20 protein-coding genes are annotated in these 23657 nt (G+C 60.9%); 13 read left to right on the top strand and 7 right to left on the bottom strand.

Going from position 1 to position 23657, the window contains the following annotated elements; translation table 11 throughout:
* Positions 1-18 precede the first annotated feature (18 nt).
* The 3 genes from ACYCVF_RS25100 to ACYCVF_RS25090 are packed head-to-tail and all read left to right on the top strand — an operon-like array spanning position 19 to position 3338.
* A complete protein-coding gene (locus ACYCVF_RS25100; protein ID WP_459606643.1) occupies positions 19-1737 on the top strand; it encodes a GMC oxidoreductase in 1719 nt (572 codons plus the stop codon).
* Positions 1738-1763: 26 nt separating this feature from the next.
* Positions 1764-2336 (top strand): gluconate 2-dehydrogenase subunit 3 family protein, encoded by a 573-nt coding sequence (locus ACYCVF_RS25095; protein WP_459606642.1) that lies wholly within the window; start codon positions 1764-1766, stop codon positions 2334-2336.
* A gap of 57 nt (positions 2337-2393) precedes the next feature.
* Positions 2394-3338, top strand: a complete 945-nt coding sequence (locus ACYCVF_RS25090; RefSeq protein WP_459606641.1) for a ferritin-like domain-containing protein — start codon at positions 2394-2396, stop codon at positions 3336-3338.
* A gap of 237 nt (positions 3339-3575) precedes the next feature.
* Here the strand turns inward: ACYCVF_RS25090 and ACYCVF_RS25085 are convergent, their stop codons facing one another.
* From ACYCVF_RS25085 to ACYCVF_RS25065, 5 genes are all read right to left on the bottom strand, one after another.
* Entirely contained in the window at positions 3576-4472 is an 897-nt protein-coding gene (locus ACYCVF_RS25085; protein WP_459606640.1) for a plasmid partitioning protein RepB C-terminal domain-containing protein, read from the bottom strand.
* Between the two features lie 3 nt (positions 4473-4475).
* Complete coding sequence (locus ACYCVF_RS25080; RefSeq protein ID WP_459606639.1) at positions 4476-5354, bottom strand: plasmid partitioning protein RepB C-terminal domain-containing protein; 879 nt, start codon at positions 5352-5354, stop codon at positions 4476-4478.
* A complete protein-coding gene (locus ACYCVF_RS25075) occupies positions 5332-6921 on the bottom strand; it encodes a recombinase family protein (RefSeq protein WP_459606638.1) in 1590 nt (529 codons plus the stop codon). The genes ACYCVF_RS25080 and ACYCVF_RS25075 overlap by 23 nt, the downstream gene beginning before the upstream one ends.
* Positions 6922-7419: 498 nt before the next feature.
* Positions 7420-8148 carry an SOS response-associated peptidase gene (locus ACYCVF_RS25070; RefSeq protein WP_459606637.1) on the bottom strand — a complete coding sequence of 243 codons (729 nt, stop codon included), beginning with the start codon at positions 8146-8148 and terminating at the stop codon, positions 7420-7422.
* Between the two features lie 28 nt (positions 8149-8176).
* On the bottom strand, positions 8177-8602 hold the full coding sequence (locus ACYCVF_RS25065) for a hypothetical protein (RefSeq protein WP_459606636.1): 426 nt from the start codon (positions 8600-8602) through the stop codon (positions 8177-8179).
* A gap of 1085 nt (positions 8603-9687) precedes the next feature.
* Here ACYCVF_RS25065 and ACYCVF_RS25060 point away from each other — a divergent pair.
* Together ACYCVF_RS25060 and ACYCVF_RS25055 are read left to right on the top strand one after the other, a co-directional pair.
* A complete protein-coding gene (locus tag ACYCVF_RS25060) occupies positions 9688-11274 on the top strand; it encodes a recombinase family protein (RefSeq protein ID WP_459606635.1) in 1587 nt (528 codons plus the stop codon).
* Positions 11275-11566: 292 nt separating this feature from the next.
* Entirely contained in the window at positions 11567-12226 is a 660-nt protein-coding gene (locus ACYCVF_RS25055) for a methyltransferase domain-containing protein (RefSeq protein ID WP_459606634.1), read from the top strand.
* 531 nt (positions 12227-12757) lie between these two features.
* On the opposite strand, the gene ACYCVF_RS25050 is transcribed toward ACYCVF_RS25055, so the two are convergent.
* A complete protein-coding gene (locus ACYCVF_RS25050) occupies positions 12758-13801 on the bottom strand; it encodes a polysaccharide deacetylase family protein (protein ID WP_459603447.1) in 1044 nt (347 codons plus the stop codon).
* Between the two features lie 253 nt (positions 13802-14054).
* Here ACYCVF_RS25050 and ACYCVF_RS25045 point away from each other — a divergent pair, with 253 nt between their 5' ends.
* Positions 14055-14393: a hypothetical protein gene (locus tag ACYCVF_RS25045; RefSeq protein WP_459603448.1), complete on the top strand. Its 339-nt coding sequence runs from the start codon at positions 14055-14057 to the stop codon at positions 14391-14393.
* A 166-nt stretch (positions 14394-14559) separates the two neighbouring features.
* Entirely contained in the window at positions 14560-14775 is a 216-nt protein-coding gene (locus tag ACYCVF_RS25040; protein WP_459603449.1) for a hypothetical protein, read from the top strand.
* Between the two features lie 98 nt (positions 14776-14873).
* On the opposite strand, the gene ACYCVF_RS25035 is transcribed toward ACYCVF_RS25040, so the two are convergent.
* The gene (locus ACYCVF_RS25035; RefSeq protein ID WP_459603450.1) at positions 14874-16562 is read right to left on the bottom strand and encodes an MFS transporter; all 1689 of its coding nucleotides are present in this window, start codon (positions 16560-16562) and stop codon (positions 14874-14876) included.
* A 138-nt stretch (positions 16563-16700) separates the two neighbouring features.
* On the opposite strand from ACYCVF_RS25035, the gene ACYCVF_RS25030 reads away from it, so the two are divergent.
* The 6 genes from ACYCVF_RS25030 (at position 16701) to ACYCVF_RS25005 (ending at position 23531) form a co-directional block, all read left to right on the top strand.
* Complete coding sequence (locus ACYCVF_RS25030; RefSeq protein ID WP_459603451.1) at positions 16701-18065, top strand: hydrolase; 1365 nt, start codon at positions 16701-16703, stop codon at positions 18063-18065.
* 34 nt (positions 18066-18099) lie between these two features.
* A complete protein-coding gene (locus tag ACYCVF_RS25025) occupies positions 18100-19470 on the top strand; it encodes a cytochrome P450 (protein ID WP_459603452.1) in 1371 nt (456 codons plus the stop codon).
* A gap of 50 nt (positions 19471-19520) precedes the next feature.
* Positions 19521-20930, top strand: coding sequence for a DUF5939 domain-containing protein (locus ACYCVF_RS25020; RefSeq protein WP_459603453.1), 1410 nt, complete (start codon positions 19521-19523; stop codon positions 20928-20930).
* A gap of 188 nt (positions 20931-21118) precedes the next feature.
* Positions 21119-21607: a tellurite resistance TerB family protein gene (locus ACYCVF_RS25015; protein WP_459603454.1), complete on the top strand. Its 489-nt coding sequence runs from the start codon at positions 21119-21121 to the stop codon at positions 21605-21607.
* Between the two features lie 222 nt (positions 21608-21829).
* Entirely contained in the window at positions 21830-22609 is a 780-nt protein-coding gene (locus tag ACYCVF_RS25010; RefSeq protein ID WP_459603455.1) for an SDR family NAD(P)-dependent oxidoreductase, read from the top strand.
* Between the two features lie 127 nt (positions 22610-22736).
* Positions 22737-23531 carry a glutamine amidotransferase gene (locus ACYCVF_RS25005; RefSeq protein ID WP_459603456.1) on the top strand — a complete coding sequence of 265 codons (795 nt, stop codon included), beginning with the start codon at positions 22737-22739 and terminating at the stop codon, positions 23529-23531.
* Positions 23532-23657: the final 126 nt, after the last annotated feature.

The raw sequence follows: 23657 nt of genomic DNA, 5'->3' as shown, positions 1-23657 counted from the left end.
TGAGGAGAAGCTGCGCCTATGTCTGAGAGTGATTTAGAAGGGGACCATTTCGACGTTATTATTGTTGGCTCGGGCGCAGCGGGCGGCATGGCCGCATTCGAACTTTCGATGTCCGGCCTGCGCGTGCTCATGCTTGAAGCGGGGCGAGATTATGATCCCGTGACTGAAACGCCAATGTTTCAGACACCAGAGCTCGCGCCTCTGCATGGTGCATCTTCCCCAGACAAGACTTGGGGCTTCTACGACGCGTCTGTTGGTGCTGGCTGGACCATTGATGGTGAGCCTTATGAGCCGAACCCCGATGAAATCGGCGATGCAGCCCCGTTTAAATGGTGGCGACCGCGCATGCTCGGCGGTCGTACGAACCATTGGGATCGCGTATCCCTGCGCTATGGCCCTTATGATTTTAAGCCGTATAGCCGGGACGGGTTAGGCTTCGATTGGCCTATCACCTACCAAGAGCTCGCTCCGTGGTACGACAAGGTTGAAGAGCTAATAGGTGTTACCGGCAGAGTGGAGGAGCTCGAAAACACGCCCGATTCGCCGGCCGGAATAAGCCTGCCGCCGCCTCCACCTCGCGTTTACGAGCTCTTTGTAACGCGTGCACTCGCCAGCATGGGAATTCCGGTCGCGGCAATTCGCGCCGCGATCCTGACCCGCCCTCATCGTGACCGGGCTGCTTGCTTCTATGCCACAGCATGCATGCGCGGCTGCTCGATTCGGGCAAACTTTCAAAGCACGACGGTTCTCATTCCGCCGGCTCTTGGCACCGGTCGTCTGACGATTAGGTGCAATGCGGGCGTTTATCGGGTGAACGTTGACGAAGCTAGTCGAGCGACAGGGGTCGACTATTTTGATCGGAAGACTGGCAAAGCGACGAGCGTATGTGCAGACGCCGTCATCTTAGCCGCAGGAACCTGCGAGTCGATACGCATTCTATTTAACTCCGCGACGAAGAAATATCCTAAAGGCCTTGCAAATTCGTCCGGTCTTCTTGGACGTTATCTAATGGATTCTACTGGTACGGCGATTTTGGCTCACGTCCCAGCGCTTGAAAGATTTCCACCGCAGAACGAAGATGGCATCAGCATTGGACACATCTACGTGCCGTGGTGGGGTTATGAGCAACAGAAGCGGGGTGAGCTCAACTTTCCAAGAGGCTATCAGATTGAATTCAGCGGCGGGTGGAAGATGCCCACAATGGGGCTTGGTGATCTCCTGAATTACAATCCGTCCTCGGGCGCAATGTTTGGACCAAGATTGCGTAGGGAAATATGCCGGAAATACGGAAGTGTCGTCGTCTTCGGCGGGGAGGGAGAAATGATCCCGAACGAAGCGTCGTTCTGTGAAATCAATCCTGACAGAAAAGACAAATGGGGCGTCCCTACGCTGAAGTTTTCGTGGAAGTGGGGCGAATATGAGAAGCGGCAGGTAGAGCACATGTTCGTAACGTTCAGGGAGGTGGTGCGGCGCCTGGGTGGAAAAATCCTCAAGGAAGGTACGATGCTCGCCGGCGGTGAGATGATTCATGAAGTCGGCGGCGCCAGGATGGGCACAAAGCGATCCAATTCTTGTGTCAATCATTTCGGGCAGGCGTGGGACGTTGAAAATCTGTTTGTGGTGGATGGAGCATCTTTTGCTTCAAAGCCCCATAAGAACCCTACGCTGACGATCATGGCCCTTGCAGCACGTGCATCTGCTCATATTGCAGAGCGCGCGCGACGAGGCGAACTGTAGTTAGCAACTCGATTTAGGAGGCGTCCATGCGTCAAGAGCGCGCCCTGTTGGATCCTGAAGATCTGCAATTGGATCCAAGGTTGCGAGTCCCTGCGGGCTATGGATCAGATCCCAATTTGGTGACTCCATCAACCCCATGGACTCTATCGCTGTCGAAGCACCAGGCGGAGCTTATTGACTCATTGAGTGACGTGATACTTCCCGGGGGCCACCATGTCCCATTTCCAAGTTGCTTACCGATCAGCGGGTTCTTCAATAACTGGTTGAGTGCGCCCTATGCCAAGCAAGTCGCCGACCGAAAGTTGATTTCAAGCGGACTGGATTGGCTTGATGACTATGCAAACCGCAACTATGGCAGGCAATTCTTGGATCTCAGGAGCAGCCAGCGGGTGAGTATCGTAGAATTCATGTCAACGTCGTGGACGCTCAGGCCGTTCTTTCAGCGATTTCGCTACCTGCTTATTGGCGGATACTTTACGTCCGACGCAGGGCTTGCAGTCATTGGCTACGCCGGAAACGTTCCCCTGAAAGATTATGCGGGTGTGCCGAGTGAGCTGCGAGCCTTGGTTGAGGAGGAGCTCTGGCGGCTTGGCCTTTGAAGCGATGATCTGTGCCGGGTTGCCGTCGCTGCTAACGTCCATCCTAGGGCTTGCCGCATGAAATCGATTCAAGAATTTGTATCGGGTAGAGTCCACTCATTGTCGGAACTGAAGTCCGCATTGCGGTTGGCGATGCAACTGGAGTTCTCAACCATTCCGCCCTACTTATGCGCCCAGTGGTCTATCAAGAGCGATCCTGATCGCACCGAGGGCGTAGTACATCGCGTCGTGAGTGATGAGATGAACCACTTCGCTTTAGCTGGCAACCTTCTTACAGCAATTGGTGGCCGACCGCATATTGCCAGGAGCAGCTTTGTTCCGAAGTATCCGTTGAAGAGCTTGCCGGGAGGCATTTTGCAGAAACTGCCTGTCGATCTGCGGCCGTTGGATCGGCCGCAGTTGGAGGTCTTTATGCAAATTGAATATCCGCAGTTCCCGCCTGTCGCGTGGAAGGCAAGGCCACCAGGCCCTGCTACAATCGGTGATTTCTACGACTCGATTATAGAGGGGCTAGAAGCCGTTAAGCCTCACTTCGATAGAAACGCCTGCAGAATTCCGGTTTTTGGTGCGTCGCCAATAGACGGCCTCGCGACAGCAATTGAGGCGGTAGAACGAATCAAGAGTGAAGGTGAGGGACTTCAGGATTCGCCTGAGCAGCCGACGTCGCATGACACCGTGTTGGCCCATTACTATGCTTTTAAGGAGATTCACGAACAGAAGAGGCTGATCGTCAAGAATGGAAAGTGGGTCTTTGGCGGGGATCCTATCGCGATGCCAGAAGTTTGGGACTTCTCTACTACGGCATGCTCGGCCACTCACGGTAGGAAATTCATTACCACGTTTTCTGCGCTCCTCTCGGATCTTGAGGCTTGCTGGACTCGAGGAGCGCAGTTCGACTTGACCGGCATGTTTCGATTGAGAATCGCGGGTCTCGAACTCATCCGAGCCGGCCTGCGGCCGCCCTTCTGCTGGACAGACGCAGAGATGGCTAACCCATCATAGTTCCGGCGTGATCCTCATAGGCAAACGGGTCGGTTTTTGACAAAGCGCTATTTGTGGCTCTGCGGAATCTAGCCGATCACAATTCTCAGAGGGGGTACTTAGTCGTGACTCGCAGTATGGGAGCGGCGCTGTGATGGTCTTCGGTATCAGACGCTAGGAGACCCGCCCAGAGGCCGAGTTCTTCCATAACAAGGCATACGCGAAGGTGGCCAACTCGATTAAAATGCGCCGGAGTGATCACGCCGCACTGGCCTCAGATTCAGTGATGCGCTGGAATTCAAACAGCAGCTCCTGAAAATGCTTGGCGAGATAGCCCACCACTTTGCCGTTGCGCAAAAGCTTTGAGAGGTAGCCGACCGCCAACACCAGGTCGAGGTGGTCGGTCCCATAGGTCTGTTCGGCCACCTTGAACTCCCGCGCGAGCGAGGCCGACTCCCGCTCCATGAGCGCCAGCTGCTCATCCGACAATCCCTTCGGGGCCCGCGGCGTGTAGCCGGTCGCAAGCTGGTTGCGCGGCGTCGCCGCCACCAGCGAGCGCACATAGCTGTTGGAGAAATTGTTCATCGCGATCATCAGCTCCGCCGCCTCGATTTGGCGAAGCGGTGCTAGTTTGCGCAGCTCCGAGAACGAGTTAAGGGTCAGGTGCTTTTCCTTGAGCAAATCGACCGCCTCTACGCAGATGCCATCCAGCAGCTTGCGGCGCCTTCGGATACTGGCAACATCGACATTCAGCGCCTTGGCAATCCTGGCCTCCGAGACGCCGTTCTCGATCGCCTTCAAGATCATGCGGTGCTCTTGAATGATCGCAATGCGGTTGACGCGCTTGTTGTAGGTGAACGCTTCGTCCTCGGTCGAGATCAGGCACTCCACCTCCAAGAGGCCGCAGTCTCGTAAAACCTCGAAGCGCAGATGCCCGTCGAGCAGAAGAAATTTGCTCTGGCCGTCGCGGCTCCGCGCCACCACGGGCGGCTCGACCAGCCCGATTTCGGCAACGGATGCTGCGATCTGGCGATATTTTGGCGACCGCTTCACCTCCTCCGACACGAGCTTTAAGGGCTGGATGTCGGCCAGCCTGACCAGGGCGGTCCGTTCCTCAAAGCCCATCCGTACCGAAATGTGAGGTCGGCGCGCCATGGCCTAGCCCTGCCCATGCAGCCGTAGCGCCAAGTTCTTGGGCAAGGTATCGAGGTTCTCGTCCTCCAGGATCGATAGAAATTCCGGCTCGACCAACAGCTTGCGCAAGGCTTCAAGAATGAAGATCAGACGCGCCTTGGTGCTATTGGATTTGCGGATCAGGACCCGCTTGCGGTCGACGTCTTGACGATAGGCGCGCAAGAGAGCGTTCGAGCTGATTGGTGCGCCATCGGACCGCCGGGGTCCGGTCTTATATCCTTTGCCGCGGCGGCGCCGTTGCTCAATCAACTTCTTGGCTGCTAGGAGTTTTTGTCCCCGCAGCAGTCTTTCTTCGTAGGCTTGCTGCAGCACGGATTGGATGTCGGTGTCCTGAGCTTGGGAGATCATGACGGCAATGCTGACCGGCATCTGTCCAGCCTCAACGGCGCGGAGCAACCGGTGCTCGCCGCTCTCCAACAGGCTACTCACACCCTTGACATACTCGATGCTCAGCCCGGTCTTGCGGGCGATGTCATCGAACTCATAGCCACGCCCTCGCAGTCCCTCGATATCGTGCAAGAGGTCAATCGCGCGGTGCTGCCGGCGGGCGCAGTTCTCCACCAGGCTCATAATGGCGCTGTCTTCATTGCTGGCATCGACCACGACAGCAGGAATCTCCCGCTGCCCGAGGGCTTGATACGCTTCCAGGCGCCCCTGACCACACACGAGGTCGTAGCGTGGTTCACCTTCGCTCGTCCTTCGTTTGACTGTGATCGGCCGCTTCAGGCCGAGTTCGGCGACGCTTGTGACGATTTCCTTAAAAATCCGGCGATTGCGGGCGCGCGGATTGACCACATCGATGGCTCCGACCGGAATGATCTCAATGCATTGAGCCGATCCCATAGCTGACCTCCATCAGTTGCGAGCGGGCCGCGAGTTCAAACAGCATTTCCAGCGTGTCGAAACGATAGGCATCGAGTGCCAGGCCGTTGTGTTCGGCGAGAGCAACTTGATCTGCTTCCATTTCAAAGCGCGGCAACAGGTAATAGTCGAGTACAGCGCTGTTCATCTGGTTCATCCGGATCGCCACGGTGATGTCCGGCCGTAGACCCGCATCAAAGCGGATCTTCCACCGGTAAGACCCGGCTACGGTTTCCTGAGATCGGACGAGGCAAAGAGAAGCGGTGAACTCGTCATTGACGGTGAGGAGGTCAGTTTCCGTGTCCTGGCGAACCGATCCCCCGATCTCCTCGATGCCGCGAACCGTTGATGCAATGAAATCGGGATACATCCGGCGTAAGGCGCGATTGATCTCGATATACCGGTAATCCCGGTCAGGGCTGAACCCAATGAGTTCATAGGCGCGGATCAGGCTGCCAAAACGCGAACGATAGGCACTGCTGGACGGTCCGACCTCGAGTTCATCGATGATGATGCCGGAGAGATAGCCGTGCTGTTCCAGGAGGCCGCGCAGCACGTCGAGGAGCTCCTCGTCAGAATAGCGCTTCGAACGATCTGAAATGATTGCTTGCGCGGATCTGAATGTCTCTTCATCGACGATGGGCTCGAAAGCCTGATCGTGGCGGATCCAGCGCTCGGGAGGATTATAAACCCGCCGGCCTTTGAGCTTGCAAGAGCATCGGTTCCAGACATTGTTGCCAATGTACTTCTCGTTGATGAGGATTTGGTGGACGGTGGCTCTCGTCCAGGAGCGGCCGAGATCGGTACGGATGCTTCTGGCATTGAGGTCGTCGGCTATCTCTCTCTCGCTTTTGCCGTAAGCAACGAACGCCTCGTATACGAAGCGGATCGTCTCGATCTCCTGCTCGGGACCTGGGATGAGCACGATCCGATCCGTTTGGATGCTTTTGTGCTCACCACGGACTAGCTCGGCTTTGGCGATGCCATTTTGATCAATCAGTTGCCGCCTTAGCCCATATCCCGCCGGGCCTCCCTGGCGATAGCCAAGCTCGATCAGCCGCCGCTGTCCCGCAAAAACCTTGACCGAGAGCTCGCGGCTGTACTCACCGGCCATCGCGCGCTTGACGCCCTTGACGATGGTCGAGACCGGGCTCCCGTCATTCTCAAACTGCTCCGCGCAGTATCGAACCGAGATGCCCGCCCGCTTGCAAATGTACTCATAATAGGCGCTTTCATCGGCATCTTGGAAGCGCCCCCAGCGACTGACGTCGTAGACGAGAATGGTCGCGAACTCGGCCGCGCCATTTTGGACATCCTCGATGAGCTGCTTGAGCGCCTGCCGGTCATCAAGATTGAGGCCGCTCTTGCCGCTATCCTCGTAAGTCTTTTCAATCCGAAAGCCGTGACGCGCAGCGTACTCGCGAATAGCTTGTGACTGGTTCGCCGTCGAATATTGTTGATGGTCGGTCGACATCCGAACGTATTCGGCAGCGGATTTGGCAGTTGGGCTCTCTAGTTCAGCGCCTATGTTTGAGGTGCCTTGCAACATCGTCGCCCTACTAGCGTCAAGAATGCATGGTCGAATAGTTGAAAATCATAACGCAGCTCGGGAGGAAACATGTTTCCGAAAACGGGCAAGAAGTTTCCAAATGGCGGAAAGCAATCGCCTAGTTACGCGAGCTTGATCGCCGATATTCTTCGATCCGAGCTTGGCAATAGCCATCAAGCCCAGAAGACCCTGATGCGGTGGACTGGGGCGAATGAAAGAACTGCCAAGAATTGGCTTTCCGGTTCAAACGGTCCGAGCGGTGAGCACTTGTTGCAGCTCATGCGCAACTCGGATCGGGTTTTTGAGTTTGTCTTAAGGCTCTCGCGGCGGCCTGCCCTTCCATCGAACCAGAGGCTTGAGGAGGTACGAAACAGCCTGCGAGATACGGCTGACCTGCTCTCGGAAGTCATAGAACCCAGCGACCGATAATTTGTAGGTTCAATCGTCTAGGCTTACCACGGCACGGACGGATTCGTCAGCCCGGCCCCGCCGCACATCTCAGGCTAGAATAGACTGCACTATGTCTTCCTTCACACCGCGGGCTACGATCTGGAGCGATCCGTTTGGAAGGGGCCGCTGCAGCTTGAGAGCTTCCTCAGCAGGCGCGTTCATCCAGGTCTCGATCTCATCAGACGTCGTCAGGATCACGGGCATCGCTTTCGGATGAATGGCGAAGACTTCGGCGTTCGCCTCTGTCGTCAGAAATGCATAAAGGTCGTTGGTGGTCTCGCCCTCCTTGACCTTGCGCACGGACGTCCAGTTGGTCCAGAGGCCAGCGAAACAGGCGAGAGGACGGGACTCGTCGAGCGCAAACCAGATATCTCCGCCTTCGGCCTTGTTGAACTCGCTGAAGCTATTGAACGGCACGACGCAACGATTCTCGACGCCGAGCCAGCGCGTCCAGTGCTTCGACTCCACGTTTCGAATGTTGGTGGTGCCGGAATCCGGCTCCATCCGCAGCAATTCCTTGAAGTCTACTGTCTTGCCCTTGGCCTGCAGCCTTTCGGCTCTCTTCTTCGTCGCGTTCATAAGCGCTTTAGAGGAGGACGGCATGCCCCAGCGCGCAGTGGCGAGCTCACGACCTTCGGCTCCCGTCCGGACGATGGGCGCCTTGTAGTCGGGAAACACACCGGGCATGGGCGCGAGGTTGCCGACATGTCGGTTGACGACGCGGAACAGCGCGCTGATGGCGGCTTGGTTGGTGGTGATCGAATAAAGATTGCACATGGCTTCACTGATCTAATCGTGGACCGACCTAACGCTCCTCAGTCGGATGGACCCACTTATAAGGTGTGATCTGCCTTGTCTCGGTTAGCTTGATCATCCGAGCAGGGGGCGCGTATCGGGTGGTGCGGCATGATCGGCACTTAAGCGAAGCTTCCAACTTCCAAAGTGGAGTGTCCCGAGGCCGGCGGATTGCGTCCAGCGGCAGGCTGGCACGTGTCTTACACCGCGCGCATTCGACCTCCAGCCAAGCAAGCCCGCCTTTAAGGCATTGGCCAATCGTCGGAGAGGGCCGGGCAGGGCCGCCGTAGCCTTCCATGCGGACGGACCAGGCTTCGGCCTCGGCGCGGTCCGCCTCGCGAGTAGCCTGCTCGGCACGCTCGCGGGCTCCCCGGGCGTGGATCTTCGCGCCCATGATCCGGCCGCCCCAGATGACCTCTCGCGACTTGTTGCTCATGCCAAATAGATTCCGGCGAATGGAGCCAGAGGCAAGCCGCTAGGGTTGGGGGGTGCCGCCCAGGCTGGACACCTCAAGTCGGTCAAGCGCCTGAGCCAATCCGCGCAAAAAGTCGTATGGTCTCACAACAGATGTCCGCGGCATCACGCTGGCGACCTATCCATATTTGATCCAGACGCCCTGTTGATTTCGCCCTGCGGTTGCGGTTGGATGCAGCCAGTATCATGCTGGGGGAACACTAGATGCGGGTCGTCGTGATCTTGGCGCTTGGCCTGTCTTTGGGCGGGTGCATTACTGATGATCTCATCGCGGAACGTAATGCCAAAGACGATCAGAAGTGCCAGAGTTATGGGGCTAGGCCGGGGACGGATGCCTACGTAAATTGTCGCGCTCAGTTGGATAGTGCGCGCACGACGGCCAGGGCCATCAATAGCGCGACCCCGGCTCAAACGAACGTAGTTGTGCAATCCTCTGACCTACCGACACCAATGCCCTCGACAGTCCCCGGCCAGCGCTGTACGTCCCGCGGGCCGTTCTGCTAGGATTTTGATTAGCCGAATTTCCCTTGCTCCGTCGGGCAAAACAGGAGTTTATAGGACGCTGGCTCAATCATGAGGATCAGCGCAAGTGGCCGACGAAGTCGATGGGTGTTCCGAGCTCTCGAAGATTGCAAAGCTGAACGGAGATTTCAGGAAGAACTACGGCCCGCTGTTAGGTGCATTCCTATACTTGCGGTCTGTGAGCGCCGCGCGTGGCCGTTCTTGGCTCTGGGCCGGGCTAGCTTCGCTTCTCGGCTCGGCTGCCGTGGGATGGGTGAGCCAGCGCGCGTCTTCATTGTTCTGGTGATTCCGGATGGAAGAGTAACGCGCTGCGGCGGCGCGCGGAACAGACGACGCAGTATGATCCAAGGCTCGCCTTTGATCCTGAAGGCTGCAGAACCGAGTTGCGCCGCGCGTAGAGACATTTCCGAAAAAGATAGTCGAACCTTGCTCGATCGGTTGAAAGAGCGCCAACCATCGGTGAGCTTTGCCAGACTCCCGTCCGAGCTCTGCCCTAACCTCGGCATTGGCGAATGAGGGTGAGGCATGGTCAAGCGACCGGAAGTTGCCGAAGCAAGCGATGGCCGGGTGCGGGCCGCGCAATACATTCGGATGTCCACCGAGCAGCAAAAATACTCGACCGCCAACCAGGCGCTTGCGATCGCGGCTTATGCAATCGAGCACGACCTCGAGATTGTGCAAAGCTACATCGACAAAGCGAGAAGCGGGTTGACGCTCAAGGGCCGCAGCGCGCTGCAGCAGCTGTTGCATGACGTGAAGAGCGCTCAGGCAGATTTTGGCGTCATCCTGGTGTTCGATGTCAGCCGCTGGGGCCGGTTCCAGGACGCCGACGAAAGCGCTCACTATGAGTTCATCTGCAAAAGCGCTGGCGTTTCGGTGCAGTATTGTGCCGAGCAGTTCGACAACGACGGCAGCTTCGTGTCGAACATCGCAAAGCAGCTAAAGCGCATTGGCGCGGGACAGTACAGTCTCGATCTCTCGAAGAAGGTGTTCGCCGCGCAATGTCGCCTGGTCACACTGGGATTTCGCCAGGGCGGTCCGGCCGGCTATGGCTTACGTCGCGAGCTTGTCGACCGGGCCGGCCGATCCAAGGGCTTTTTGGCGAATGGCCAGCGCAAGGCCTTGCAGGAGGATCGGGTGCTGCTGCGACCCGGCCCGCCGGAGGAGCAGGAGGTCGTCCGGCGGATTTTCTGGTCCTTTGTCGAAGAACGAAAGTGCCCGTCGGCGATCGCTAAAGAGCTGAACGGGGAGGGCATTCTGAACCAGTTCGGCCGGCGATGGACGAGCTGGACGCTCCGTTATCTGCTTAAGAACGAGCACTATATCGGAAGAAACGTCTACAACCGCAGCAACTGGAAGCTGGGCCAGAAGCCCAAACCTAATCCGCCCGACGCCTGGATCCGATCCGAAGCGTCCTTTGCGCCAATCGTAAAGCCGGCGTTATTCTGGAAAGCTCAGAAGATTTCCACTCGACGGCGGCTGCGGCTGTCGGATCGGGACATGCTGGACCGATTGAGGGGCCTGCTGGTTGAGAAGGGCGAACTAAGCGCCTCGATCATCGATGCCTCGTTCGATCTTCCCGGCAACGGCGCGTATATCAAAAGGTTTGGCAGCCTCAGGAAGGCGTATGCCGCCATCGGCTATTATCCGGACAGCCTGAAATACCAAGATGGGCGCCGCGCGGTCATCGCAACCCTGGTCGAGCTTCGGGAGGAGTTTGTCGACGAACTCGTTGCGTTCGGGCATTCGCTAAGCTTCGATCAGAACACTGGCCTCATTACGATTGATCGCGCGGTCAAGGTCATGATCGCGGTAGCGCGCGCGAGCATTGCCCGCGGGAAGTTTCCACGGTGGGGCCTCCGGCGTCGCATCGATCAACGCGCCGATCTCGTCGTGGTCGCACGAATGGACGAGGACAATTGCGAGGTCATGAGCTATGTCGTAGTGCCACCCGCGCGGTTGACGGGCGCGTTCTTGCTCACGGGCGAGCGCACGCCTGGCAACATCAACAACAACCAGCTCGCAACGTTGGAAGAAGCGGTCGAGGCGGTGCTCAAATTTAAAGCGCATAAGGCAAGACGCGACCTAACCCTGCCAAAGAAGCGAGGCTAGTCGCAAATACCTCCCAGACTTCCCCGTGCATCATCCGGAAATAGTGAATCCGCCCAGAACGACGCATTTCGCGGGCCTTATTCGACGGAGTGCCGGCCTCACAAAGCCATGCTCGATCGCATGTGAAACGCCCACCGCGAACATCAGCAACTAAAGAGGCCCGCCACATGTGGCCCGGTCTCGCTGTGGGCCGCCGCGCGAGTTGATCAAGAGAAATCTTCGCCTTCTAGCTGTACAATTCGTAATGTTTCTGTTTGTGTCAACCGGAATCCGATGAAACGCCGGTACGATCATGAGTTTGACCCAGAGACTTCGAAGGCGACTGTTTCCGCCTCGCGGCACGATCGAAGGCTACGAAAGCGAAGAGTTGGTCGATATCATCTTCCGCAAGACCATCGCTTATCAAGGGCAGGCAAACTGGCCGTTGGTCGCAGGCTTAGGAACGGTACTCGATTTCGGAGGGGGCGCCGGCGTCCACTACAAGACGGCCCGCGTGCAATCGCCAGACATCAGGTGGGCGGTTGTTGAGACGCCTGCCATGGTGAGGCGAGCGAAAGAGCTTGCGACGGACAAGTTGAGGTTTTTCGAGCAGATCGAGGCGGCGGCCGATTGGCTCGGAAATGTCGATCTGATCCATTCGAATGGCGCAATTCAGTACGTGCCGGATCCCGTCGCGACCATCCGGTCACTCTGTGCAATCGCCCCGGGGAAGCTGGTTTGGCATCGCGTCCCGATCAGCGACGGGGAGACCAGGCGAGAGATTCAGACGTCCTACTTGAGTGACAATGGACCGGGGCAGGCAACCTCGCTTGTGGAGAAGCTCGTGAGATACGAGCGGACATGGATTCCCGAGCAAGCCTTCATCGAGGCGCATGAGGGGTATTGGATGGCAGAACGGGGCCCGGATCCCGGCGAGCACGGAACCCAACAATTTAGATTTGTGCCGTCCTAGGGAGCCCAACTGGTTCACGCGCACGTGGACTTAACGGCTCCTAGCCTAGAAGAACTGTCGCAGCCTTCCACGGATATGGAAGCGGCCGGCATGGCTACATCGTCTAGGGTGGCGTCTGCGCCGACGAGGGGCGGTGAAAAAGCGTTGGGTGGGCCGGCAGCAGGTTGCGTTCCGGCTGGGTTTGTCCACGTGTTCCGCAGCGCCTGTGCAGACCACCTTGCCAACCAGCCCGCCCACGGACCGGCATCAGCAAAAGCCCCAGCGAATTCTCATGAACTGAGAAGCAGTTAGCTCAATTCCTCTCCTATGGAGAGAACCTGAAAGGGAGCGATAGAGCAATTTTCTTTCGAGATTCTCTCCCTCCGCCAGTCAATTGGTTGTCCAGCCCGAAGAGACAGGTTCACCCGGTCCAGCAAACGCGGCGTTTTGACCAGCGCGTTGGCCTTCATGTGATGCAGCTCCAGGAACGCGGATGGCCGGGACAAGCCCGGCCATGACGTAAGTTGAAGCTGTCTGAACGGGCGGCAGTGCTTACTGCGACACCGTCTGCACCACGCTCGAGATCGGACGTGCATTCGTACCCGCGGTCGGCACCTTCATGTCCTTCAGCAGCGCCTCGTCATATTCCGGCAGCGTCTGGAGGCTGGTCTTGGCCTTCATCTGCACGACCTTGTAGCCGCCGGCCTTGAGCCGCGCGAGCAGCGTCGGCAGCGCCAGGCCAGTGTTCTTCTGGAAATCGTGCATCAGGATGATGCCCTTGCCGAGCTTGTCGAGCCTGGTCATCACGGTCTCCACGATCTTCTCCGGCGTCGCGCCCTTCCTGAAGTCGAATGAGTCGATCTCGGTCGAGAACATCGCGACGTTGCGGGTGCCGAAATAGCTCACAATCGCCGGATTGTGCTGGAGTTGCGGGAAGCGGAAGAATGGTGCCGGGTTGGTGCCGAGCGCAAATCTCACCGCACTAAAGCCCTTCTCGACCTCGTCCATGACCTGTTGCTCGGTCAACTTCTTGCTGTTCAGGTTGACATGCGACCAGGTGTGCGTGCCGACCGTGTGGCCCTGGGCCAGCACCTGCTTCAGGATCTCCGGATGATAGGTCGCATGCTTGCCGACCGAGAAGAACAGGCCCTTGGTGCATTCATCCGCGAGCGCCTTCAGCACGGCGGGCGTGTTGACCGGCCACGGACCGTCATCGAAGGTCAGCACGACCTCCTTCTCGGTGAGGAAGTCGAACTGCTTGAAGTGCTCGAAGCCGAATCCGGGACCGCCTGTGGTGTCGATCTCGACCACGCGGGCAACGCCGAGCGCGTTCGGATTGGCACAGACCTGCTTCTGCTGCACCGGCATGGCGGGCGCCGGAGCGGCCGTCGCCGGCTTGGCCGCGATCGCAGCAGTGGTCTCGACATCATCCTTGGCGGCGAGCTTCGCCTGTGCCGGCAATTGATCGGCGGCACGGGCGGCAACTGTCTTGGGAGCGCCCTGATCGGCGAGCGCGGAATAATAAAACCAACCGCCGGCGGCGATCACGACCGCCGCAACTACACTGGCCAGCATCAGGCCCAACGCATTACGCATCGCTACTCTTTCCAATTACGCAACCAAACCGGCGGAATCTTCCGCGCGTCGAGCCATTAATGCGAAGGAACAGTTAACGTGACACCAACACGATGGCGGTTGCGGAGGAATTTCAGCGAGGTGTGCCAAAGTGACCGAGGTCACAGAGACTCGGCCTCTCGTGACCATCATCACAGTGGAAACGGTTTTGCTGGAGCATCGTAGCTCCCATCAACAACGGGCCCGCCAGCGGCGGTGCCAATGGGAGCTTCAAATGTCCAAGTGCATCTCCGCCAACCCCTCTGCTGCCAAGTGCCATTCTGCCAAGTCCCTGACGGGCAGGATTCGCGACACCAGCCTCGCCCTTGGCTTCGCCGCCATCGTCTCGATCGTCTCGACCAGTTCGAGCTTCGCCTTCTCGTCCGAAGCGCAGCAGATGTGCACCGGCGATGCCTTCCGCCTGTGCTCGGCGGAAATTCCCAACATCCCGAAGATCACGGCGTGCATGATCAAGCATCGTTCGGACCTGAGCGCCGGTTGCCGCGCGGTGATGGACAAGGATCTCGCCAAGGGCGCGTCGCGCAAAGTCGCTGACGTCCAGGACAAGCAGTAAGCATCACATCCTATCGTTGGGTCGGTAAGCTCCCCTCGCGATGTGCCCCCGGCGTGACGCCGGGGCCACGCGGCGGCACATGACGCTCCTCAACAAAGCCGTTGCGGCTCCGGGATCATCGCACTAGCTTCGTCCGCGATTTATTCCGGGCAAGAGGCATGACGCGATGGCCAGATTTCTTTTCATTGTCACTTTGCTCCTGTGCGCATCGCCCGCGTCCGCGCAACAGCAACCGGGCCACGACGCCTGTGCGCGCGATGTCACGCGCTTCTGCCGCGCGGTGATGAACAATGGCGATGGCGCCGTGCTCGCCTGTCTGAAGCAGAATCGTGCCCGGCTGAGCAAGGGCTGCGAAAAGGTGTTGAAGGACCACGGGCAATAGAGCTTCCCGTAGTGTCGTTGCCCGGCTGAGCGCAGCGATATCCGGGGCGCTTGGCCCCGCATGACGCTGTGCTCTTGCGGACTACGGACGGAGAAAATCTAGGTACTGCTCCCCGCCGCGGTCGCGACCACCGGCAGCACCTCGTCTTTCGCGCTGTCCGGCGTATCGTCCTTCCAGCGCACCGAGCCGAACGGGCGCTCCAGCATGCGGCGGATCCGCACCGGCTCGGGGCCGACGTGGAAGTCGATTGCCTGCTGATGCAGCGCGCGTTCGGACTGGGTCGAACGGCTGCGCTGTCGCAGGTAATCGAGCCAGGTCGGGCAATGGTAGCGCTCGGTCCACAATTCGGGATCGGCGATGTCGCGCGCGATCGACCAGCCATAGGCGCCGTTGCGCTGCCGCGAGAGCTGCACGTCCTGCATCACGTTGTGGAAGGCGCGCGCGTTCTCCTGGGCGACCCGGTATTCGATCTCGACCACCAGCGGTCCGCTGCGGCCGGTCAGCGACAGCTTCACCTCGGGGTCGGCCAGTACATCGGCGTCCTCGTTGCGGGCGCCGACGCGCGGCATCGTGAGCCAGATGCCGAGCAGTGGCGAGATCAGCATCAGGCCGGCCGCCGTCAGCAGCGCGACCTCGACCCCGGCATAGTCGGTGAGATGACCCCAGCCCCAGGCCCCGATCGCGATGCCGCCGGAGATCGAGGCCTGGAACGCCGCGAGCGAGCGGCCCGCGACCCAGCGCGGCGCCGAGAGCTGCACGCCGATGTTGAACAGCGCGATCGCCGCCATCCAGACCGCCCCGGCCAGCACCAGCGCAGTCGCCGTCAGCACCGGCTCGGTGCTCACCGCGAGGGCGGCCATCGCGAATGCCATCGAGATGGTGCAGGCGCGGATCGCGGCCTCACCGCTCATGCGCTTGCGCAGCTCGTGGATGTTGAGCGCGCCGATCACCGCGCCCATGCCGAAGGCGCCGAGCATGATGCCGTAGGTCTGCGCGCCGCCATGCAGGAGGTCGCGTGCCACCAGCGGCATCAAGGCCATCACGGCGCCGCCGATCAGGCCCATCACCAGCGTGCGCAACAGCACGATCTTGATCGGCGGCGAATTGGTGATGTAGCGGAAGCCCGAGACCATGGCGCGGTTGAGCTTCTCGCGCGGCAGGCGAGAGGGCTCGGTGTTGCGGCGCCAGAGCAGCAGCACCACCAGTAGAGGCAGATAAAGGATCGCGTTGCAGGCGAACGCCGCCACCGCGCCGAGCGCAGCGACGATGACGCCGCCGACCGCAGGACCGAAGCTGCGCGCGATGTTGTAGCTGATGCCGTTCAGCGCAACGGCCGACGCCAATGATTCGGGCGGCACCTGCTCGCTGACCGAGGATTGCCAGGCCGGGCCGAACAGCGCGTTGCCGCTGCCGACCACGAAGCAGAAGGCGAGCAGCAATTCGGGAGAGATGAGATTGAAGCCGGCCAGCACCGTGAGCGCGCTCGCGCCGGTCAGCGCGATCGACAGCGAAACCACGGCGACGATACGGCGGTCATACATGTCCGCGATGGCGCCGGCCGGCATCGAGATCAGCATGATCGGCAGCATCAAGGCGGTCTGCACCAGCGCCACCTTGTCGGCCGAGGCCGCCATCTGCGTCATCGCCCAGGCGGCACCCACGCCCTGGATCAGCAGGCCGAGATTGGAGAGCAGGCTGGCGAGCCAGATGCGTCGGAACACGGTGTACCGCAACGGCGCGGCGATGCCGTCGCCGGCAAATTTCTGGCGGCTCGTCTGCTCGGTCATATCCCCTTCCATATCGGGTGTCAGAAGTGGTCTCGGGTGATTCCGGCAAGTTCAGTGATGCCCGCGAAAGTCCTTCGCTGTCCAGTGGTTAGGCCGGTATAAGCAGTGCAAAGCGATGCTTTGCCGGGGGAGGAACAGATGAAGCTGTCACGACGAACGATCCTGCTGGGGGCTGGCAGCTTGCCTTTCGCGGTTGCGAGCTTGCGGTTGGGTGCGCTGGCCCAGACCGCCACGCGAAATGCCGAGATCCCGCCGATCCTGTTCGTGCACGGCAATGGCGACTACGACGCGCTCTGGATGACGACGCTTTGGCGGATGGAATCCAACGGCATCGCGCGCGATCGCATGATGGCGATCAATTTCACCGACCCGCTGGCGCGCAGCGACGACAAGGTCGAGCAGGCCAACCGCTCCTCGACCGAGGACCAGCGCCGCGAGCTCGCCGCCGCCATCACTGAATTGAAACGCCGGACCGGCGCGCCGCGCGTGGCGCTCGTCGGCAGCTCGCGCGGCGGATATGCGATCCGCAACGTCATCAAGAACGGCGGTGCGGGCGATGTCAGCCACGCGATCCTGTGCGGCACGCCCAATCACGGCGTGTTCGCGACCGATGACCAGCCGAACAACGAATTCAACGGCCGCGGCGTATTCCTGCGCGGCTTGAACGAGGGCGAGACCGAGGTGACCCCAGGCGTCGCCTTCCTGACGCTGCGCAGCGACGGCATGGACAAATACGCGCAACCCGACGGCCGCTTCATCGGCAAGCCCGGCACGCCGACCGGCGTCACCGCCGAAGGACCGGAGCTGAAGGGCGCGACCAACCTCGTGCTCGGCGCGCTCGATCATCGCGAGGTGGCGTTTCATCCGCGCGCATTCCGGGAGATCCACAAGTTCATCGCCGGCCGCGAGCCCGCGCGCATAGCGGTCGTACCGGAACCAGGCGTGAAGCTGAGCGGCCTCGTCACGGGCACTCCGGGCGGCGTGCCGACCAATCGCCCGGTCGCAGATGCAGCCGTCGATATCTTCCGTGTCGATCCTGATACCGGGGAGCGCAAGGGTGCCGCGCTGCACAGCTCCAGGACGGCCGCCGACGGCCGCTGGGGGCCGGCGCAGGTCGATCCCGCCTGGTCGCTCGAATTCGTCCTGGCCTCGCAGGGTGCGCCGACCACGCACATCTATCGCTCGCCCTTCCCGCGCTCATCCGACGTCGTGCACTTGCGCTCTGCGCGCCCGCTCGGGCCGGCGGACAAGGATGCGGGAGCCGTCGTGATCATGTCGCGGCCACGCGGCTATTTCGGCCTGCCGCGGGACGTGGTGCTGTTTGACGGCAAGGAGCCGGCCGACGTCAAGCCGGGCGTGCCCACGGATGCGACAGCAACCCTGCGGCTTCCGTCCGGCGAGATCGGGCGTAACATCGTGGCCCAGTTTGGCGAAGAACGGATCGTGGCGCGGGCCTGGCCGGCCGCCGAGAACAGGATTGCGATTGCCGAGCTGACTTATTAGCTGTTTAGGTGCGTCAGATCTGCGGGAGAGAGCCATGAACATCGCCAGCGTGCGTCGGCCCATCATCCCTCCGGCTCCCCCGCGTGCGCCCGACGACATGTCGTTCTTCGCCCGTCTCGCGGTGATCCGGCAGAACATGATCGCGACTTGGGGGCAGCGCGCCTATGAGGAAGAGGTCATCGCGGGCCGCTTCTTCTTCCGCAACAGTTTCATCCTGAACCAGCCGGACGCGATCCGGCACGTTCTGCTCAGCAACTACGAGAATTATACGCGCACGCCGGCCGGCATCCGCATGCTGCGCCCCGTGCTCGGTGACGGCCTTCTGATTGCGGAAGGTCATTCCTGGACGTTTCAGCGCCGCACCCTCGCGCCGGCCTTCACACCGCGCGCCACCGCAAATCTCGTTCCGCACATGACGGCGGTGCTCGACGAGACGATTGCCAAGCTCGACGCACGGACCGGCGAGCCGATCGATCTGCGCGAGGTGATGCAGCGCATGACCCTCGAGATCGCCGGGCGCACGATGTTCTCGTTCGGCATGGACCGGCATGGCGCGACCCTGCGCAACTTCATCATGGAATATGCCGCGCGGCTGGGGCGGCCCTATCTCCTCGACATGGTGCTGCCGGTGTCCTGGCCGAGCCCGATGGATTTCGCCCGCGCGCGCTTTCGCAAGCGCTGGACCGAGTTCGTCGCGATGTTGATCGCCGAACGGCGCGCGGCCGGCAAGAAGGACGGTGCGCCGCCGCGCGACCTGTTCGATCTCATGGACGAAGCGCGTGATCCCGAAACCGGCAAGGGCTTTTCCGACGAGCAGCTCGTCGACGAGGTCGCGACCATGATCCTGGCAGGTCACGAGACGACGGCGACCGCGCTGTTCTGGGCGCTCTATCTGCTCGCGCTCGATCCCGATACGCAGGAGGAGGTGGCGCTCGAGGCCCGCGGCGAGCATCTCGACAGCATGGCCGACATCGACCGCCAGAAGTTCACCCGCGCAGTGACCGACGAGACCATGCGGCTCTATCCGCCGGCCTTCCTTGTCGCCCGGGCCGCGCGGGAGAAGGACAATGCGGCCGGTGTCGAGATCGGCAAGGGCGACATCGTCATGATCGCGCCCTGGCTGCTGCACCGGCACGAGAAGCTGTGGGATCAGCCGAACGCGTTCATTCCAAAACGCTTCATGTCGAAAGAGGCGCCCGATCGTTTCGCCTACCTGCCGTTCGGCGCAGGCCCGCGCGTCTGCATCGGCGCGCCGTTCGCGCAGGCCGAATCCGTGCTGGCGCTGGCCCGGCTGATCGGCGCGTTTCGTGTCGAGCTTGTCGATCCCACGACTCCCGTGGTCCCGCTCGGCGTCGTCACGACGCAGCCGGACCACTCACCCATGTTCCGCATCACGCGTCGGTGACAGGCGCTGGTCTGGCCGATGGCGTGATTTACCCTAGATAGAGCCCCGCCATGAGCGACATCCAGGCCCAGTTTTCCGTTTTGAAGCAGACCGCCGATCCGAAGGTGGCCGATGCGATTGCGCGTCTCATCGAAGACGGCGAGGATCACGAACTCAATCGCGTCAATGTCCTCGATTTCTCCGGCCAGCACGGTCTCGACGAGGAGCGTGTCATCTCGGCGTTCCTGCACGCGGCCCGGCTCGGGCTGTTCGATCTCGGCTGGAACGTGCTGTGCCCGGGCTGCGGCGGCGTGCTGGGCGCGCACTCGACCTTGAAGGCGCTCAAGCCGGACGACTATCACTGCGCGCTCTGCGCCTGCGGCTACAAGGCTTCGGTCGACGACCAGGTCGAGGTCTCCTTCACTGTGAACCCGCGCGTCCGTCGCATCGCCGCGCACGATCCCGATACGCTGCCGGTCTGGGAATACTTCAAGCAGGTCTTCTGGAGCTCCGGCGTCGACTTCAACAAGGAGTCGTTCACGACGCTGGCCAACGATGTGACGCTGGATACGATGGAGCTGCCGGCGGGCGAGAAGGCGACCATGTCGCTGCAATTGCCTGATGACTTCGTCATCATCTTCGAGCCGGTGACGCACGCCGCCCATTTCATCGACGTCCAGGGCGAGCCGACCAAGGATCGCCAGCAACTCGCCATCATGTACAACAAGGTGCAGGCCCCAACGGGGACCACGACGATGCGGCCGGGTCCGCTGCGGCTGTCGCTGGAGAACCAGGCCGGCGTGCGGGTGCTGCCGTCGGTGTTCATCGCGGCCGAGGCGCTCCATCATCTCATCGGCAAGCGCAAGCCGTTCCTCACCGCCAAACGGATGCTGTCGAACCAGACGTTTCGCGACGTCTTCAAGGCGGACAATCTCAGTCTCGACCAGCGTCTCCAGATCACCTCGCTGACCTTCCTGTTCACCGATTTGAAGGGCTCGACCGCGCTGTACGAGCGGGTCGGCGATCTCGCCGCCTTCGATCTCGTGCGCGCGCATTTCCACGCGCTGCTCGAGATCATCTCGTCCGAGAAGGGCGCGGTGGTTAAGACCATCGGCGATGCCGTGATGGCGACCTTCGTCCGTCCCGAGCACGCCATCGTCGCCGGACTGCGCATGCGCGCAGCAATGGACGAGCTCAACAAGAAGCGCGGCACCGACGATCTCATCGTCAAGATCGGAATCCATGAAGGTCCGTGTCTCGCGGTCATGCTCAACGAGCGGCAGGATTATTTCGGCCAGACCGTCAACATCGCCGCCCGCGTGCAGAGCCTGTCGACCGCGCAGGAGATCCACATCACAGGCCCGGTGCTCGATGCGCCCGCAGTCGCCGAAGTGCTTGAGCGGCGCGCCATAAAACCGATCCAGAAGCAGGCCGCGCTCCGTGGCATCGCCGACAAGATGGTGGTGTACGAGATTCCGTGAGGGCGGGGGGCGTCGCCGCATTCTCCATCATTTCTCTTTCGTCAAGTCGGCCATGACGGCGCCCCAGATTGCCGAAACGTAATGCAGCGCGCGGAACTGACGCACGTTGCGCCGGTTGAGTTTCCCGCTCATATAATGCTGGTAACAGCCGCGCTCCTTGCAGCTGTCATCGATCTCGGTAGGACCTTATGCTCGACGGCTTACGTCAATTCATCGCCGACATCGTCGGTCCTCAAGCCTCGGACCGCGCATTCGGCGACAGCGATTATCGGCTGGCGGCCACTGCACTGCTGGTCCACGTGGTCTCGCTGGACGGCCAGCCGAGCGCGGCCGAGCAGCGCAAGCTGCATAGTTTGATCGAAAGCCATTTCGGGCTCGACCGCGGCACTGCTGACCGCCTGATCGCGGACGCCACCCAGGTCGAGGGCGAGGCGGTGGACCTCTATCACTTCACCAGCGTCATCATGCGCTCGCTCGACGAAGACGGCCGCAAACGCATCGTGCAGATGATGTGGGAGCTGGTCTATGCCGACGGCCAAGTCAGCGAGTTCGAGGACAATGTTGTCTGGCGTGCTTCCGACCTGCTCGGGATTTCCCAGCGCGACCGGATCGAGCTGAAGCACGCAGTTGCAGAGCGTGCCGGTGGCCAGGTCAAGGATAGCGTCGTCGGCGGTTGAGGGGCTCAGGCCTTGGTGAACCGCGGCCTGCGCGGACACATGACGAAAGTTTAATTTGTTCGTCACGCGCGTCGATGCGCCTGCAAATCAACGGTTTTTCAGCGCTGCCTGTCGTTCTGCTCGAGCGGCCATGCTGGGAGTGCCGCTTGCATGTTCCGCTCGGCCTATGCTCTCGTTCCGCCATTGCGGAGCCAGAAACTTGAATTCGAGAGACGACAAATCGTGACTGAGAGGGTGACGCTGATTACCGGTGCTTCGGCGGGCATCGGAATGGAGCTGGCGCGTGTGTTTGCCGCCAACGGGCATCGCCTCGCCTTGACCGCGAGACGGGCGGACCGGCTCGAGTCGCTCGCCGCGGAACTCGCCGCCAAGGGCGGCAAGAAGCCGATCGTGATTCCGTGCGATCTTCAGGACGCGGATGCCGCCGAGACGATCGCGGCAGCGCTCGCCGCCGAAGGCGTCGAGCTCGATCATCTCGTCAACAATGCCGGCTTCGGCGTGTTCGGCGACGCCATCGAGCGCGACCGCGTCGAGCAGCTCGGCATCGTGGACGTCAACGTCCGTGCCTTGACGGATCTGTCGCTGCGCTTTGCCGATCAGCTCATCAGGAACAAGGGCGGTCTTCTCAATGTCGGATCGGTCGCCGGTTTCCTGCCCGGTCCCGGCATGGCCGTCTACTACGCGTCCAAGGCCTATGTGATCTCCTTCACCGAAGCATTGCGGGCGGAGCTTGCGCCGCGCGGCGTCCGCGTCACCGTGCTGTGCCCGGGTCCGGTGCCGACCGAATTCCAGGCCCGCGCCGGCGTTGGGTCGCAACATGATACGGCTCTTCTCAACGTCTCTGCCGCCGAAGTTGCGCGAGAGGCGTATCGTGGCCTGATGGCCAACAAACGGGCAGTGCTGCCCGGCCTGGGCATCAAGATTGTGCCGTTCGCGCTGCGTTTCTTCCCGCGCGGCTTCATCCTGGCAGCCACCAGCCGCTTCCAGAGGCGCAGGAACTAGAGAAACCCTGGTTCTCCGTATTGGCCCGGACTTTGCTTCGATGTCGCTCGTATGTGCGCAAGATCACAGGATGTTAACCATCGCTTAGCTATGCTGGCGGTCTGAACCGATAGCACTCGCAGAGGCCATGTTGTTCCGGACGGACAGGTTTGGTGGCGCAGAGGTGGTGGCCTTCCCACGGAGGGCGCCGCGCGCCGCCGCCTCTGAAACTCGGCTGCCGGTCTTGATCGTCCTGCATCAGGAGTGCTCGACGCCGGGCCGAGTCGGCAATGCGCTGCGCGCGCTCGGCCATCGCCTCGACATCCGTCGTCCGCGCTTTGGCGATCCCCTGCCCGACACGCTCGACCAGCATGCCGGCGCCGTGATCTTCGGCGGCCCGATGAGTGCCAACGACTCCGACGACTACATCCGCCGCGAGATCGACTGGATCGAAATTCCGCTGCGCGAGCAGCGGCCGTTCCTCGGCATCTGCCTGGGTGCGCAGATGCTGGCGATGCAGCTCGGGGCCCGCGTCGCACCGCATGCGGAGGCGCTGACTCAGATCGGGTATTATCCGATCAGGCCGACCGCTGCGGGCCGTGCGCTCTGCCCGCACTGGCCGGCGCAGGTCTATCACTGGCATCGCGAGGGATTCGAGCTGCCGCTTGGTACCGAATTGCTCGCCGAAGGCGATGATTTTCCGATGCAGGCGTTCCGTACCGGCAATGCTTTCGGGGTGCAGTTCCACCCCGATGTGACCTACGCGATGATGTATCGCTGGACCACGCGCGGCTATGACGGCTTCAGCGCGCCCGGTGCGCGGCAGCGTCACCATCACTTCGCGGATCGCGCCGTCTACGATGTCGCGGAGCGCGCCTGGCTCGATCACTTCATTGATGGCTGGCTCGCGCGCCGGCCGGTGCTGGCGCAAGCCGCCGAGTAATCGCGCCTTCGCGCAAGTCCTTCGCGCAAGTCCTTGCCTCTTCCCCGGATATGCTGGAGCGTTTTCGAGCGAAGTGAACTCCGGTTCACGTCAAGAAAACGCGTCAAAACAAGAATCCAGAGCCGC

The sequence above is a fragment of the Bradyrhizobium cedriense genome (genome assembly GCF_054602315.1).
The sequence above is the reverse complement of the archived record's forward strand: the minus strand, read 5'-3'. Positions and strand labels throughout refer to the sequence as shown.

Bases quoted from the DNA above. Each gene is read 5' to 3' on its own strand.
- ACYCVF_RS25100 (WP_459606643.1), top strand. From the start codon at position 19: ATGTCTGAGAGTGATTTAGAAGGGGACCATTTCGACGTTATTATTGTT.
- ACYCVF_RS25095 (WP_459606642.1), top strand. From the start codon at position 1,764: ATGCGTCAAGAGCGCGCCCTGTTGGATCCTGAAGATCTGCAATTGGAT.
- ACYCVF_RS25090 (WP_459606641.1), top strand. From the start codon at position 2,394: ATGAAATCGATTCAAGAATTTGTATCGGGTAGAGTCCACTCATTGTCG.
- ACYCVF_RS25085 (WP_459606640.1), bottom strand. From the start codon at position 4,472: ATGGCGCGCCGACCTCACATTTCGGTACGGATGGGCTTTGAGGAACGG.
- ACYCVF_RS25080 (WP_459606639.1), bottom strand. From the start codon at position 5,354: ATGGGATCGGCTCAATGCATTGAGATCATTCCGGTCGGAGCCATCGAT.
- ACYCVF_RS25075 (WP_459606638.1), bottom strand. From the start codon at position 6,921: ATGTTGCAAGGCACCTCAAACATAGGCGCTGAACTAGAGAGCCCAACT.
- ACYCVF_RS25070 (WP_459606637.1), bottom strand. From the start codon at position 8,148: ATGTGCAATCTTTATTCGATCACCACCAACCAAGCCGCCATCAGCGCG.
- ACYCVF_RS25065 (WP_459606636.1), bottom strand. From the start codon at position 8,602: ATGAGCAACAAGTCGCGAGAGGTCATCTGGGGCGGCCGGATCATGGGC.
- ACYCVF_RS25060 (WP_459606635.1), top strand. From the start codon at position 9,688: ATGGTCAAGCGACCGGAAGTTGCCGAAGCAAGCGATGGCCGGGTGCGG.
- ACYCVF_RS25055 (WP_459606634.1), top strand. From the start codon at position 11,567: ATGAGTTTGACCCAGAGACTTCGAAGGCGACTGTTTCCGCCTCGCGGC.
- ACYCVF_RS25050 (WP_459603447.1), bottom strand. From the start codon at position 13,801: ATGCGTAATGCGTTGGGCCTGATGCTGGCCAGTGTAGTTGCGGCGGTC.
- ACYCVF_RS25045 (WP_459603448.1), top strand. From the start codon at position 14,055: ATGTCCAAGTGCATCTCCGCCAACCCCTCTGCTGCCAAGTGCCATTCT.
- ACYCVF_RS25040 (WP_459603449.1), top strand. From the start codon at position 14,560: ATGGCCAGATTTCTTTTCATTGTCACTTTGCTCCTGTGCGCATCGCCC.
- ACYCVF_RS25035 (WP_459603450.1), bottom strand. From the start codon at position 16,562: ATGACCGAGCAGACGAGCCGCCAGAAATTTGCCGGCGACGGCATCGCC.
- ACYCVF_RS25030 (WP_459603451.1), top strand. From the start codon at position 16,701: ATGAAGCTGTCACGACGAACGATCCTGCTGGGGGCTGGCAGCTTGCCT.
- ACYCVF_RS25025 (WP_459603452.1), top strand. From the start codon at position 18,100: ATGAACATCGCCAGCGTGCGTCGGCCCATCATCCCTCCGGCTCCCCCG.
- ACYCVF_RS25020 (WP_459603453.1), top strand. From the start codon at position 19,521: ATGAGCGACATCCAGGCCCAGTTTTCCGTTTTGAAGCAGACCGCCGAT.
- ACYCVF_RS25015 (WP_459603454.1), top strand. From the start codon at position 21,119: ATGCTCGACGGCTTACGTCAATTCATCGCCGACATCGTCGGTCCTCAA.
- ACYCVF_RS25005 (WP_459603456.1), top strand. From the start codon at position 22,737: ATGTTGTTCCGGACGGACAGGTTTGGTGGCGCAGAGGTGGTGGCCTTC.